This window comes from Algoriphagus sp. (assembly GCF_046296635.1).
Taxonomy (GTDB): Bacteria; Bacteroidota; Bacteroidia; order Cytophagales; family Cyclobacteriaceae; genus Algoriphagus.
The window spans coordinates 95,314-109,586 of sequence record NZ_JBKBKZ010000011.1 but is presented as its reverse complement, the minus strand read 5'-3'; the positions used below and the strand labels follow the sequence as shown (position 1 = coordinate 109,586).

Annotated in this window: 11 protein-coding genes; 8 read left to right on the top strand and 3 right to left on the bottom strand. The window is 40.4% G+C overall.

The genetic code is table 11. The features are described 5' to 3' along the window. The first annotated feature begins 70 nt into the window (after positions 1 to 70). Positions 71 to 2,275: an adenylate/guanylate cyclase domain-containing protein gene (locus ACK4HU_RS10275; RefSeq protein WP_409806438.1), complete on the top strand. Its 2,205-nt coding sequence runs from the start codon at positions 71 to 73 to the stop codon at positions 2,273 to 2,275. Positions 2,276 to 2,308: 33 nt separating this feature from the next. On the opposite strand, the gene ACK4HU_RS10270 is transcribed toward ACK4HU_RS10275, so the two are convergent. Continuing rightward, the gene (locus ACK4HU_RS10270) at positions 2,309 to 3,613 is read right to left on the bottom strand and encodes a S8 family peptidase (protein WP_409806435.1); all 1,305 of its coding nucleotides are present in this window, start codon (positions 3,611 to 3,613) and stop codon (positions 2,309 to 2,311) included. A gap of 240 nt (positions 3,614 to 3,853) precedes the next feature. On the opposite strand from ACK4HU_RS10270, the gene ACK4HU_RS10265 reads away from it, so the two are divergent. From ACK4HU_RS10265 to ACK4HU_RS10255, 3 genes are all read left to right on the top strand, one after another. Then, a complete protein-coding gene (locus ACK4HU_RS10265) occupies positions 3,854 to 4,999 on the top strand; it encodes an acyltransferase family protein (protein WP_409806432.1) in 1,146 nt (381 codons plus the stop codon). A 76-nt stretch (positions 5,000 to 5,075) separates the two neighbouring features. Then, a complete protein-coding gene (locus tag ACK4HU_RS10260) occupies positions 5,076 to 6,068 on the top strand; it encodes a hypothetical protein (protein ID WP_409806429.1) in 993 nt (330 codons plus the stop codon). A gap of 126 nt (positions 6,069 to 6,194) precedes the next feature. After that, entirely contained in the window at positions 6,195 to 8,477 is a 2,283-nt protein-coding gene (locus ACK4HU_RS10255) for a DPP IV N-terminal domain-containing protein (RefSeq protein ID WP_409806426.1), read from the top strand. A gap of 151 nt (positions 8,478 to 8,628) precedes the next feature. Here ACK4HU_RS10255 and ACK4HU_RS10250 read toward each other — a convergent pair whose 3' ends face one another. After that, positions 8,629 to 8,853, bottom strand: coding sequence for a DUF2283 domain-containing protein (locus ACK4HU_RS10250; protein ID WP_409806423.1), 225 nt, complete (start codon positions 8,851 to 8,853; stop codon positions 8,629 to 8,631). After that, positions 8,841 to 9,152, bottom strand: a complete 312-nt coding sequence (locus ACK4HU_RS10245; RefSeq protein WP_409806420.1) for a hypothetical protein — start codon at positions 9,150 to 9,152, stop codon at positions 8,841 to 8,843. The genes ACK4HU_RS10250 and ACK4HU_RS10245 overlap by 13 nt, the downstream gene beginning before the upstream one ends. A gap of 275 nt (positions 9,153 to 9,427) precedes the next feature. Between ACK4HU_RS10245 and hisG the strand changes: the two genes are divergently transcribed. The 4 genes from hisG to hisB all read left to right on the top strand — a co-directional run bounded on the left by hisG (position 9,428) and on the right by hisB (position 14,150). Then, positions 9,428 to 10,288 carry an ATP phosphoribosyltransferase gene (gene hisG, locus ACK4HU_RS10240; protein ID WP_409806417.1) on the top strand — a complete coding sequence of 287 codons (861 nt, stop codon included), beginning with the start codon at positions 9,428 to 9,430 and terminating at the stop codon, positions 10,286 to 10,288. A gap of 30 nt (positions 10,289 to 10,318) precedes the next feature. Beyond that, positions 10,319 to 11,614: a histidinol dehydrogenase gene (hisD, locus tag ACK4HU_RS10235; RefSeq protein ID WP_409806414.1), complete on the top strand. Its 1,296-nt coding sequence runs from the start codon at positions 10,319 to 10,321 to the stop codon at positions 11,612 to 11,614. Then, complete coding sequence (gene hisC, locus ACK4HU_RS10230) at positions 11,611 to 12,666, top strand: histidinol-phosphate transaminase (protein ID WP_409806411.1); 1,056 nt, start codon at positions 11,611 to 11,613, stop codon at positions 12,664 to 12,666. The genes hisD and hisC overlap by 4 nt, the downstream gene beginning before the upstream one ends. Positions 12,667 to 13,055: 389 nt before the next feature. Then, positions 13,056 to 14,150 carry a bifunctional histidinol-phosphatase/imidazoleglycerol-phosphate dehydratase HisB gene (hisB, locus tag ACK4HU_RS10225; protein ID WP_409806408.1) on the top strand — a complete coding sequence of 365 codons (1,095 nt, stop codon included), beginning with the start codon at positions 13,056 to 13,058 and terminating at the stop codon, positions 14,148 to 14,150. Positions 14,151 to 14,273 lie beyond the last annotated feature (123 nt).

Genomic DNA, 14,273 nt, shown 5'->3' with positions numbered 1-14,273 from the left:
TTAATAAGTCAAAATTCCCTAGCTTGGGAAGTTAGAAACAAAATAGCATATCTGAAATACCAAATTTTTTATGAGTCAGGAGCTTAACCGTAAACAGTCTGTAGTTTTCTTTTCAGATATCGTAGGCTACACCCGTCTGATGGGGCAAGATGAAAATGCTGCATTTGAGCTGATGAAGTTGAATCTTCAAACTCACCAAGAAATCTTCGGGAAATACAATGGACAAATAGTTAAAGAACTTGGGGATGGAATATTAGGAGTATTTGACACCCCGGGTGAAGCTTTAAATGCATCGATTGAAATTCAAGAAGTCACCAAATCACATCGAAAGTTTGAGCTCCGGATCGGAATGCATAGCGGAGATATCATTCTTGATCATGGAGATGTTTTTGGTGATGCAGTGAATCAAAGTTCAAGGATTCAAAGTGTGGGCGTGCCTTCAAGTATTTTGATTTCCGCAAAACTTCACGGTGAAATCGACAATGATGTAGACTTTAAAACCGTAGGTTTAGGGTTTTTCTCTTTAAAAAACGTGGCGAAGCAAGTTGAGCTATTTGCAGTGACAAATCCGCCATTGGTTATACCAAAACGGCATGAAATTCTAGCGAACATCAAGGTTCAGGAGGAAAAAAACTGGAAATTTTGGACAGTGTTAGGAGTTGTTTTTATCCTATTGCTCGCATTTCTCTATTCGGCATTTTGGAAGGATTCAGTGTGGGAAAAAGAAAAATCAGTAGCCGTGTTGCCCTTCATTAATCTAAGTGGAAATCCAGAATTAGACTATTTCACTGATGGATTGACTGAAAATTTGATAGGGCAGATTTCTAAAATCAACTCCATCAAGACGATTGCATATAAAACGATGGCCGTTTTTAAAAATCAAAGCCAATCTCTTGACTCCATTTCGGAAGCTCTTCAGGTGTCAACTATATTAAAGGGAACTGTAGAGCAGCTTAATTCAGGTTATCGGTTTAAGTTGCAATTAGTTGATGCGAAAGAAAATAAAAACATTTGGACAGATGAATACACTCGGGAAGGAACAGATTTAACTCAGCTTCAAAATGATATCGCCCGAGAAATAGCTAAAATCCTGGATGTTAAATTAACAGCCGAAGAATCTATCCAAATTGGAAAAGGGGAAACCACTAATGCAGAAGCCTATGACTTACTTTTCAAGGCAAAGCAAATTTACAATGAAGGATTTGAGGATCCTCAAAAGTTTTTTGAGGCCTCTGAACTCCTCAAAAAAGCAATAGCATTAGACCCAAATTATGCTTTGGCTTATACGATTCTTGCAAAAACCTATTATCAAATCGCCTTTGATGACCCGAATGGCCCTTGGTACGATCAGAGTTTGGAGATGAGTTCAAAGGCACTTGAGTTAGAACCCAAATTAGCAGAAGCTTATAATGCTCAAGGAATGGTTTATTATGATCAGGGTCAACATACTAAAGCAAAAAATTCTTTTGAAACCGCCCTTTCTTTTTATCCCAACCTAAGTGATGCTATAGGCAATCTTGCCACTATACAATTTGTCAAAGGGAATCTAGAGGAAGCCATAAAACTTCAGACAAAATCATCCAAACTTGGACCAATATCTCCTATTCCTACCCAGAATCTTGGCTGGACATATAAGATACTTGGAGATTTTGAAACTGCACAACGTTTTTTTGACAATTCTCTTCAGCAATCTAAACAAGCTGGAACTTATGAACTCAAGGCATTTTCGTTCATTAAAGAAGGAAAATTAGATTCAGCTTGGTTCCAAGCCGAAAAAGTCAAAAAAATGGACTATTTGGATTCTAAGGTACTGGGATATATCTACTTCTACAGCAATCAGCTTGACTCGGCATATCGTTATTTGGCCAAAGAAATGACCCATTTTGAAGGCGCTAAGTATCCAAAGTATTCCTCAGTACCTCTTGCATTTTCCTATCTTTTGAAACAAAGAGAAATGTCACATTTGGCAGATTCTATCCTGAAAGAATGTACTCAAGTAAAACTTGAAGCGATGAGTTTAGGATACGAGGATTATTACCTACCCTTGGATCTGGCTGTAGCATATGCCGTCAAAAACCAACCTGCTGAATCCTTAAAATACCTTCAAATAGCGTATGAAAGAGGCTGGAGGGATACTTTTTTCACAGAATACAATCCCATTTTCGCTGAATTAAAAAAGGACATGCGTTATCGTAATATTATTACCCAAATTCAAAATGACCTAAAAGTAATCAACAAAAATCTTTCTTCTAAATCCTCAGAAAGGGAAAGATGAAAATTAACTTGATATTCTTTTTTCGCCAATTATTCATTGGATCTTAGCTATAGGATAATTAGTGTTTTCATCTGAACCATTTCCCCTAATATTTTCTGTTCCTACAGGTAGTTCTCCACCTTTAGCATAGATAATACCAGAAACAATAGCGGCTGAGGCTGAAGTACCGCTTCTGATTTCATAGCGATTATCACCGCTTGTCGTGGAAAAAACCTTAAACCCAGGAGAAACAAAATCGATTGCCGGAATTCCCAGATATGAAAAATCTGAAAAAACCACATTATATCCTCCTGTCATCCCCGTAACAGAAATTGATCCTGTAGTTATAAAATTATCTCCACGAAGGCAACCAGGGAAGTTGATTGTGGAAGAATTTTGTTGCTGAGGATTACCGGTTTCATCAATGTTTCCGGCGGACATAACGACGTAAACTTTCCTGTTTGCTACTGCTTGCCTGAAGGAATTAAACCAAGAGCCATTGAAAAACTGGCAAGCTTCAGGATAATCACCTCCCAAACTCATTGAGATGATATCACCTTCGCTCGATTTTTGTAAGGCAAAGGTCAATCCTAGCATTACTCTTCCCCAAGATCCTTCCCCAAAAGAATTCAGAACTTTAACCGACACTAATTTGGCACCTGGGGCAACACCGTTCATTCGAACATTTAGATCAGAGGTATTGGTTGATTTTGCACCTATGAGACCTGCACAAAAGGTCCCGTGTCCATTTAGATCTTCGTAAGGATCCTGTTCTGAAGGCACAAATGATCTTGCCAATCCTCCATTTACAATAACTTGAGCTGCCAAATCCTGGTGCATTCGGTCAATTCCCGTATCGATAACCCATACTTTTCGACTAAAGTCTGATGGCGTCACAGGACCTCCCACGTAAACTACTCCGGGAGAACTTTGATAAGTGGAGTCATAATCGCCTTGCATCCTCGCCCGAGTGCTTTGTGGTATTGGATTTGACTGCATACGAGCCCGAGTAGACTGAACTGAAAAATCTGGCCTAATCTCGGTCACTGGAGTGAAAATCCCCGTCCAATACATAAATCCTTTAAGCGATTTAATTTGAACTTTATTCAGTCTAGCCACAAACCCAAACGATCCCTCAGAAAAAATCTGTAAGGTATCGAGGTTAATGCCCTTTCGTTTTGCGAAGGCTTTTATCAATTCAGGATTGGAAAGCTTCGGCTTCAAAAAGACGATGTACTCATCTGTAATTAATTTTTCATTCTCAATAGTTCGCCATTTATGGGCTCTATCTCCTATTATAAAATCCAATGAAAATCCAATAACTAGTAAAAGCACTAAAACAGCTATGAGCTTCTTCATTTTTCATAAAAATTTAAATTGTTAAAAATCAATTCTTTGAACGCGCTTCAAATTAGTAAAACCCCTTATAAATTTTAAATCCTCTTAAAAATATTTTTAGGATTTTTTGCCGATAAAGGGAAATTATATTTTGCTGAACATCATTTTTTCAGTTATTATCAACTTAATCAGGTCTTGCTTCCCAATTTTTTCCAATAAACTTTTATCTTCGATTCATTCATATTACCCAAAAAACCACCTATGACCATTGATTCACAAGCCAAGGTTTTGAGCAATCGATACCTTGCCCTGGATGTACTCCGGGGTATGACGATTGCATTCATGATTATCGTCAATACTCCGGGAAGTTGGAGTGCAATGTATGCACCTTTAGCCCACGCTGAATGGCACGGTTTCACACCGACAGACTTGGTGTTTCCGACCTTCCTTTTTGTAGTGGGGAATGCGATGAGCTTTGCCATGAGGCGACTTCAGGAAATTCCAAAAGGCGAGTTTTATAGAAAAGTATTAAAGCGAACTTTCCTGATTTTCCTGATTGGATGGTTGCTTAATGCATTTCCGTTTTTCGACTATAATGAAGCTGGAGAGCTCGTCTTTATTAATTTGACAGAAGTACGGCTCGTGGGAGTGCTTCAGCGAATTGCTTTATGTTACTTCTTCGCCGCATTAATTCTTTATTGGGGTGGAGAAAAACTAGGATGGATTTTTAGTGCTATGGCCTTGCTAGCTTATTGGCCAATCATGTATTTCTTTGGAGATGCGGGTGATTCATATAGTTTAACTGGTAACGCTGCAATCAAACTTGACCGCATATTGATCGGTGAAAGCCGAATGTACATGGGTGAAGGTATACCATTTGACCCGGAGGGGATTCTAAGCACCCTAACATCCATTGTCAATGTGATTGCAGGATTTCTTGTTGGAAAAATGATCCAACGGAAAGGTAACACCACGTCAACTGTACAAACCCTTTTCATCGCTGGCATAGCATTAATAGCTGTCAGCTACCTGTGGGATTTAGCTTTTCCGATCAATAAAAAAATCTGGACGAGTCCTTATGTGACATTGACTGTTGGTTGGGATTTATTGATTTTAGGTGCATTGATTTTCATTGTTGAAATCAGAAAACAAATTTCTTGGACTTACTTTTTCCAAGCTTTTGGCAGAAATCCATTGATTCTTTATGTGCTTTCTGGGGTAGTTATCTCCATTTTCTCAATGATTCCTATCGGTGACACAAGTCTTCAGGGAAAAATTTACTCCAGTTTATTTACCAGTTGGCTAAGTCCAAAAAATGCCTCATTTCTATTTTCAATCTGCTATATGCTACTGATTTGGCTGATCGGGTTTTGGATGGATAAGCGAAAAATCTACATCAAAGTCTAAAAAATATATTCCTGAAATTCAAGCTATTAAGGTAAAGTGGTAAATTTAACAACACTTTATTTTAATAGCTTTTTTTATGAACCTTAGAATCGGAGTCTACAACGTCCAATGGATGCGCGACTTGTTTGAATCAGACGGCAGTCCAAAAACAACGGGTAAAGAAGGAAATCGCAGTAAACATCTCGCTGAAATAGTTCAGGCAATGAACTTGGACTTCCTCGGAATAGTGGAAGGACCGGACACCTTGGTAAATGGGAAGAAAACCGCATCTGGTCAACTGGAAAGCTGGGCAAATCATTTCCTTCCGGGAAATACTTTTAAAGCAATTCATGGATTTCCTTCCGCTGGTCAACAGGAATTAGCCGCGATCTACGATTCATCCAAACTGAAAGTCCTTTTCACACCTGAGATGAAAGATGGCGAGCGATTCAATGAACCATTTCTGATGGATACCACCAACAGGATGATCAAGGAACAATACAAGCACTACCGTCCGCCGCTGGAATTAAGCATTTTGGGTATTGATGATACTTTCATTTCACGGGTGATTATAGCACATACCAAATCCAAGGGAATCTTTGACAGGGTGGACTACGCCCGTTTTGAGCAGATTTCCCAACGAGATCGGCTGAAGCTTTATGGAGAATGTATGCACATTAGAGAGCGTTGCGAACAGTATTTAGCGAAAGGTCAGGATGTCATCGTTATGGGTGACATTAACGACGGTTTCGAACTTGATTTTTATGAAAATCGATTCTCCAAAAGTGCTGTCGAGCTCATCCTAGGTTCCATCTGGAAACCTGAATGGATATTAAAAGCAGCCTTGCCCAAACCCAAATTGACCAGTTATGGCTGGACTCCTTACTCTTCTAAATTCAGGGATCGCATCACCGGAGATATTTTCAACGTGTTGATTGACCATATTCTCATCAGTCAAGGCCTTAAATTGATCAAAGGACAAGTATGGAATCCAATATTGGAGAAAGACGATCCAGCGATTCAAAGCGTGAAAAGCCAGCTTTTCAGCGCAGCTGACCACTATCCAATCGTAGCTGAAATAGAAACCTAAAATCTCCAAACAACAGGATAAAATTATTTCACCCTTCATATCTCATAGGATCAACTCATCCAAAAGCAGGGTTGATCCTATTTCTTTTTTTATAATTTAATCTTCCTTCGATTAATCAATTCATAAATGAACTCTCAAAGACGATTCACCATCACGATTTTGCTCAGTTGGTTTGTCCTCGGTATTTCACAGCAATTGACAGCACAAATTACTGAAGCAACTTATCAACGGGCAGCTTATTTTTTGACGGGAAATCTTGAAAAGCAAATCTATCACCTGGAAGTAATTCCAAACTGGATAGAGGGAAGTAAAGGATTTGTCCATTCGACGTTCACGCCCGATGGAAAGCGATTTTTCAAAACTAATACATTGACATTTGAAACTGGAGTTGCTTTTGACCATGAACTTTTGGCGAAGCTCCTTCAAGAAAAAACCGGTGAATCCATAAATCAATCATATCTGCCCATTGAGCGAGTTTCTATCGCCAATGGAAAAACAGTGACTTTTCTATGGAGAAATCAAAACTGGACTTGGAATTTGGATAGTGGTTCTTTAAATGCTATCCCGATTACAGAACGTAACGAAATGGAATCTTTTTCACCTGATCGAAAATGGAAGGCATTCAGTAGGAATTACAATCTTTTCATTAAAAATCTCACAACCGGGGAAGAAACTCAACTGAGTCTAGATGGTAAAAAAGACTTTGAATATGCTTCATTTTGGGGTTGGAGTGATATGATCTATGGAGAAAACGGTGAGCGTCCTGCTCATTTTATGGTCACCTGGTCACCTGATTCCAAAAAGATTTTCACACAGATAGTGGATCTAAGGATCGCTGAAAAAATGTACCTGTTAGATTGGAGCAAAGACGAAAAATTCCGACCGGAATTACTGTCCTACTACCGAGGATCTCCCGGAGACAGTACGGTGGTCAAGTATATTCCGGTAATTTTTGATCTGGAAAAAAAGAAGGAGAAAAAGCTTCCTGAACTGACTTCGCCGCATTTTATCGGAATCAATCTTCGCTGGTCCGACGACAGTAAAAAGCTAAGCGGTTTTCATATCCTCCGTGGATACAAGGAATATCACTTACTCGAAATTGATGTAGAATCCTTGGAAACGAGGAAAATTTTCTCCGAATCCTCTCCTACTCACGTCAACCGGGATAATGTTTTCCGAAGGTTGAAAAATGGTCACTTCATTTTAGGTTCCGAAAAATCCGGCTGGAATCAGTTGTATTTAATGGATTGGAATACTGGTAAAGAAATAAATGCAATCACTTCCGGCGAGTATGTGGTCAACAAATTGAGTCATCTCGATGAAGAAAATGGGGTGATTTATTTTGAAGCTTCAGGAAAAGAATCGGGAAGAAATCCTTACTTCAACCATTTGTATCGTGTCAATCTCGATGGCTCAGACCTGCAATTGTTAACTCCAGAAAATGCTTACCATGAGATTTACATTTCCTCCGATGGTAAACTTGCAGTTGATAATTATTCTACTGTAAATCAACCTACGCAATCCATTCTGATCGATCTGAAAACAGGGAATCATCTGCAAAAAATTTCAGAGGCAGACATTTCCAAGCTAAAAAGTCGAGGTTACAAATCTCCGGTTCCATTTATGGCAACAGCTAAGGACGGAAAAACTGAAATCCATGGAGTTTACTTTCTCCCGACAACTTTCAGTTCCAAGAAAAAGTACCCAATCATCGACTATACCTACTCTGGGCCGCATACTTCTACTAGTCCCAAAACCTTCAAAGCTGGACTTTTTGGTCATCAGCAACCGATGGCTGAGCTTGGATTTATTGTCGCGACTGTGGATGGTATGGGAGGATTTGGCCGATCAAAGGCTTTCTCGGATGCATCCTACCGAAATCTTGGAGATGGCACCACAGACCATGTGCTTGCAATCACTCAATTGGCAAGCAAAGTGCAGTTTATTGACATAACTAAAGTCGGAATTTTCGGTCATTCCGCGGGCGGATATGATGCCGGGAGAGCGATGCTTTTACATCCGGATTTTTATAAAGTAGGTGTGGCCTCTGCGGGTGATCACGATTTCCGGATGGAAAAAGCCTGGTGGCCGGAAATGTACATGGGTTACCCTGTTGGGGATTATTATCACGAACAATCCAACATCACCAATGCAGCCAATCTTAAAGGGCATCTCCTCTTGGCCCATGGTGGAATCGACGAAAACGTCAATCCTTCAGCCACATTTAAACTTGCAGAAAACCTAATCAAGGCCGGCAAAGACTTCGATCTGTTCATTTGGCCAAGCCGAAATCACAGTTTTGGACGTCCACCGGGTGATTATTTCACTAAAAAACGATGGGACTACTTCATAGAGCACCTGATGGGCGAAAAACCGATCAGGCATTACCAGCTACAAATGATAGATTGAAAGATAGTAGCTAGTATAGGGTATCAAGTATCAAGACTCGGCAAAAATCTACGGAAACCTGCCTGCGGAAGGCAGGTCTGTGGCTTTTTCTGTGAAAAACTTGCCTGACGGCAGTCAGGTCTGCGGGAATTTAATTTGAAAAATCAGGAGATTACATCCGCTTACTTGCGTTTAAAACTGTTATTCCAACCACTTCACCTTTTTCATAACGAATAATTAAATCGTCGTCCGTGATTTCAGAATCATCTGAAATTGCCTTTTCCTTAAAATGAACATATAAAACGTCTGCTTTATCGTCATAATTTGTCCACAGAAATTTATGCTTTAGAAAATAAGGTAATACAGCTTTTATGTCTTTATATGCTATTTCTTCCATATCATTTTTTTCTTTTTTAATCTACTCAATTTTGAAGTCAAAAAAGAGGTTACCAAAAACCCATCCTCTTTATTCAATTCTTTGTAGACAACAACGATAAACTTGCCTAAGTTGCTTAAATAATCTTTAACCGCAATTTTCTCCAAGTTTTTTCCTTGAAATATAAAATCAGGATTTTTAATCGTCTCAAGCACCTCTAATTCTAAGTCGATCATTTCAGGGTGGCCTAAAATAACATGTTCCCAACGTTCCGTTGGAATTCGGATTGGTATCTCGCTGATGGAATATACAATAGCCATAAGATGAAAATAAATGATTTTTCTTCTCGCCCAAAAAAACCATTTCCGCCCTTGCATGTTCTTTTAGCAATTCTATCTTTGCGCTCTTAAATGGAAAACACCAATAGAAATATTGAACTTTTAGCTTTTGATCTGCACGCAGATGTGTTGCATCATATCCATCATTCCTCCTGAGGAAGATACATACACCCCCACCCGGTGATGCTGATGACAGGGATTCGGCCATTCACCAAAATTTAATTTAAACCAAAACTTTCCTAGCGTAACTTGTCCCCATGGAACAAATAATCCGCATTGCTGTCCAAAAAAGCGGCAGACTTTCCGATGACTCACTTAGCCTAATCAAGGAGTGTGGCATCAAATTTTACAATGGAACGGGCAAATTGAAGTCCACTTCCACCAATTTTCCGGTTGAATTCCTATTTCTACGTGATGATGATATTCCGGGCTATGTAGCCGACGGAGTTGCTGATTTAGGAATCGTAGGACAAAATGAGGTTGAGGAAAAAGGCAAAGATGTTCTTACATTAAAGACACTTGGTTTCTCCAAATGCAGACTTTCGCTCGCCATCCCAAAAGGTGAAGACTTTGAAGGTCTCTCTTATTTTCAAGGAAAAAACATCGCAACCTCCTACCCAAAAATCCTTGGAGACTTTCTCAAATTAAAAGGAATCAATGCCGAAATCCACGAAATCAGTGGTTCAGTGGAGATTGCTCCAAGTATCGGATTGGCTGAAGGGATATTTGACATTGTGAGTTCAGGTTCCACCCTAATGATGAATGGCCTCAAAGAAGTCGAGGAAGTATTCAAATCAGAAGCTGTACTAATCGGGAACAAGAATTTAGCTGATTGGAAGAAAGTCATTCTCGACAAACTTCTGTTCAGAATCAACGCTGTCCAAAAAGGCAAAAGCAGCAAATACGTATTGCTCAATGCGCCAAATGAATCCCTGGCAAAAATTATCAGCTTGATTCCGGGAATGAGAAGCCCGACGATTTTACCTTTGGCACAGGCGGGTTGGTCTTCAGTGCATTCTGTACTGAGTGAAGATCAATTTTGGGAAAATATTGAGGAACTCCGGGCTGCAGGTGCAGAGGGAATCCTAGTCGTCCCAATCGAGAAAATGGTTATCTAAAGAAATTTTAAGCTATTCAATTCAATAATTATGCAACTCCTGGTCAATCCTTCTCCTGAAAAGTGGAAAAAAGAACTAGCACGCCCTGTGCAAAAAACCAAGGAAATCAATAAGATCGTCAAGCCTATTTTGAAAAAAGTAGAGCGCAGTGGCGACAAAGCGTTGAAGAAATTTGCGCAGGAATATGATCATGTTCATTTGGAAAACCTGTTGGTTTCTGAGGCAGAAATCCAAGCCTCAGCAGGACTTGTCAGTAAGGAATTGAAAGATGCGATCCAAGTTGCCAAGGTAAATATTGAGCGATTCCATGCTGCTCAGGTGCAGCCTGAACTTATAGAGGAAGTGATGCCTGGCGTGATTTGTAGAAGAAAAAGTGTACCTATCCAGCGGGTAGGTTTATACATACCCGGTGGCACAGCTCCACTTTTCAGTACGGTCTTGATGCTGGGCATTCCGGCAAAGCTGGCAGGTTGCCCTGAAATTGTAATTTGCTCGCCTCCAAATCGGGAAGGGAAAATCCATCCGGCGATTCTTTACACAGCATCACTTATTGGTATCAATAAAATCGTCAAAGTTGGAGGCGCCCAAGCAGTTGCTGCTCTTACTTTCGGGACAGAAAGTGTTCCCAAAGTGGACAAAATCTTTGGTCCGGGAAATCAATACGTAACTGCCGCCAAACAATTGGCTACCAAATACGGTGTTGCGATCGACATGCCTGCAGGTCCGTCTGAGGTTTTGGTTTATGCCGATGAAACCGCAGTTCCGGCATTTGTAGCTTCCGATTTACTCTCTCAGGCAGAGCATGGCATTGATTCACAAGTTGTTTTGGTGACTCCTTCGGAGAAATTTGCCAAAAAAGTACTAAAGGAAATCAACGATCAGGTGGAAAAATTGCCTAGAAAAGATATCGCCTACAAGGCGCTAGAAAATTCAACTGCTGTCGTGATGGAAGATCAGGAAGAGGCATTGGCATTGATCAATGACTATGCGCCGGAGCATTTGATCATTGCAGTGGAAAATGAAGAGGAAGCTGCTGCTGCGATTTATAATGCAGGTTCAGTATTCATAGGAAATTTCACTCCTGAATCAGCCGGTGATTATGCCTCAGGCACCAATCACACGCTTCCAACTTATGGCTATGCCCGTAATTACAGTGGCGTGTCTTTGGACAGCTTTGTGAAGAAAATCACCTATCAAAAAATCACTGCAGAAGGACTGATAAAACTCGGGCCAGTAGTGGAAGTGATGGCAGCCAATGAACTTCTCGAAGCCCACAAAAATGCAGTGACCATTCGACTCAACTACCTGAAAGAGAAGAAGAAATGAGCTTTGATCTAAACTCACTTTTGCGACCACATATTGCAAAACTACAGCCCTACACTTCAGCTCGAGACGAATATACCGGCAAAATTGGAATCTTCTTGGATGCCAATGAAAACCCATTTGGATCAATCACGGATCAGGATTTCAACCGATATCCGGATCCTTATCAAAGTGATCTGAAGGAGAAAATCTCGAAAATAAAGCAAGTAAGCCCAACTCAGATTTTCTTGGGAAACGGTTCGGATGAAGCCATTGATTTGCTTTTCCGTGCATTCTGCAACCCTGGCAAAGACCATGTCATTCTTCTTCCTCCAACCTACGGCATGTACGAGGTCAGCGCGGGAATTAATGACGTGGAAATCAGAAAAGTCTCGCTTTCCGAAGACTTCCAACTCCAGCCGGAAAAGACCTTAGCAGCTGCCGACGAGCACTCAAAAATCTTGTTTATCTGCTCTCCAAATAATCCATCAGCCAATAAAGCAAAGCGGGAAGATATTCTCTTTTTGCTCAATAATTTCAAAGGATTGGTGGTCGTGGATGAAGCTTACATTGACTTCAGTGATGAACCAAGCTTCACTACAGAATTGATAAACTTCCCGAATCTGCTCGTGATGCAGACCTTCTCCAAGGCTTGGGGATTGGCTTCTCTTCGACTTGGGATGGCCTTTGCAAGCGAGGAAATTATACGGATTTTGAATCGTATTAAGCCACCTTACAATATTTCCGGCCTGACTCAGGACACGGTTTTGGCAGCAATTCAGAATAAAGGGAAAGTCGATCAGATGATCAAAGAGATCCTGGAGGAGCGGGATTTTCTCCAAAGCGAATTGGCAAAACTCCCATTTGTACAGAAGATTCATCCATCACACGCCAATTTCCTTCTGGTCCGAATCCCAAATGCAACCCAAGTCTACAATGATCTGATAGCAGAGAAAGTAATTGTAAGGAATCGTGCTAAGGTTCTGCTTTGTGAGGATTGCTTAAGGATTACCGTCGGAACTCGGGCAGAAAATGAGGCGCTTTTGGGGGCGTTGAGGAAGGTTTGTTTGGATTGAAAAATTGGAAGATTCAAAAATTGGATTTACTTCTTTATTCGAAATTCAGCATTCGATATTCGATATTTAAAAAATTCCGTTATCCTGCTTCTCCAGAAGCAGGATATTGTTAGAAAACTCAGTGCAGGTTCTGGAGAAGCAGTACAATTAAGAATAAGTTAATATTGAGCGAATAAGGTAAAACTTTCCCTTTCAGCTCGTAAGGCTAAAATCGTAAATCGTAAATGAAAAAATTACTCTTCCGTTATCCTGCTTCTCCAGAAGCAGGATATTGTTAGAAAACTCAGTGCAGCTTCTGGAGAAGCAGCATAACTAAGAATAAGTTAAGATTGAGCGAATAAGGCAAAACTCTCAATTTCAGCTCGTAAATCGTAATTCTTAAATCGTAAATGAAAAAGTTACTCTTCATAGATCGTGACGGCACGATCATCAAAGAACCGCCAACAGATTTTCAGGTTGATAGTTTGGAAAAACTTGAATTCCTTCCAAAAGCCATATCTAACCTTCGCAAAATTGCTGAAGAATTGGACTTTGAATTGGTTATGGTGACCAATCAGGATGGTTTGGGAACTGATTCTTTCCCGGAAAAAGACTTTTGGCCAGCCCAATACAAAATGCTCAAAACACTGGAGCAGGAAAATATCTTCTTTAAAGCAATACATGTTGACAAGTCCTTCGAACATGAAAATGCCCCAACTCGGAAACCACGGACTGGACTATTGACTCAATATTTCACTGACGAATATGACTTAGCAAATTCCTATGTGATTGGCGATCGTAAAACAGATGTGGAACTAGCGAAAAATCTGGGCTCTAAGGCTATTTTCATTGGTGATCCAAATTCCGAGGCAGCACTTTCTACCAAAGATTGGGACGAGATTTACAATTTCCTCAAGATGCCTCCCCGCTCGGCTGAAGTGAACCGGAAAACTTCAGAGACTGACATCTACATCAAATTAAATTTGGATGGAAGTGGTCAATGCAAGATTTCCACCGGACTGCATTTCTTTGACCACATGCTGGAGCAATTGGGAAAGCACGGAAGCACTGATTTGGAAATTAAAGTCAACGGAGACTTGCATATTGATGAACATCACACGATCGAGGATACGGCTTTGGCTTTAGGCGAAGCCTACCTTAAAGCACTCGGAGACAAGAAAGGAATCTATCGCTATGGCTTCTTGCTTGCGATGGACGATGCGCTGGCGCAGGTTGCGATTGATTTCGGTGGCCGTCCATGGTTGGTTTGGGAAGCTGACTTCAAGCGCGAAAAAGTCGGTGACATGCCTACAGAGATGTTCTATCACTTCTTCAAATCCTTCTCAGATACTGCAAAATGCAATCTGAACATCAAAGTTGAAGGCGAAAATGAGCACCATAAAATCGAAGCGACTTTCAAAGGACTTGCCCGAGCCATCAAAATGGCAGTGATGCGTGACCCAAGAAATATCAATCAGTTACCTAGTACCAAAGGAGTTCTTTGAGAAATTTTAGTTTAAATCAAATTCATCGAAGGAAGTTATAATAAAACTATTGACAAGAAATTAAGGCAACTCCCCCTTTTTAAGTGGGTTAGGGGGATTTTAAAAAGTTAATATTTCTAAAGA

Coding starts and splice junctions, on each gene's coding strand:
- ACK4HU_RS10275 (WP_409806438.1), top strand. CDS start 71: ATGAGTCAGGAGCTTAACCGTAAACAGTCTGTAGTTTTCTTTTCAGAT.
- ACK4HU_RS10270 (WP_409806435.1), bottom strand. CDS start 3,613: ATGAAGAAGCTCATAGCTGTTTTAGTGCTTTTACTAGTTATTGGATTT.
- ACK4HU_RS10265 (WP_409806432.1), top strand. CDS start 3,854: ATGACCATTGATTCACAAGCCAAGGTTTTGAGCAATCGATACCTTGCC.
- ACK4HU_RS10260 (WP_409806429.1), top strand. CDS start 5,076: ATGAACCTTAGAATCGGAGTCTACAACGTCCAATGGATGCGCGACTTG.
- ACK4HU_RS10255 (WP_409806426.1), top strand. CDS start 6,195: ATGAACTCTCAAAGACGATTCACCATCACGATTTTGCTCAGTTGGTTT.
- ACK4HU_RS10250 (WP_409806423.1), bottom strand. CDS start 8,853: ATGGAAGAAATAGCATATAAAGACATAAAAGCTGTATTACCTTATTTT.
- ACK4HU_RS10245 (WP_409806420.1), bottom strand. CDS start 9,152: ATGGCTATTGTATATTCCATCAGCGAGATACCAATCCGAATTCCAACG.
- hisG (WP_409806417.1), top strand. CDS start 9,428: ATGGAACAAATAATCCGCATTGCTGTCCAAAAAAGCGGCAGACTTTCC.
- hisD (WP_409806414.1), top strand. CDS start 10,319: ATGCAACTCCTGGTCAATCCTTCTCCTGAAAAGTGGAAAAAAGAACTA.
- hisC (WP_409806411.1), top strand. CDS start 11,611: ATGAGCTTTGATCTAAACTCACTTTTGCGACCACATATTGCAAAACTA.
- hisB (WP_409806408.1), top strand. CDS start 13,056: ATGAAAAAGTTACTCTTCATAGATCGTGACGGCACGATCATCAAAGAA.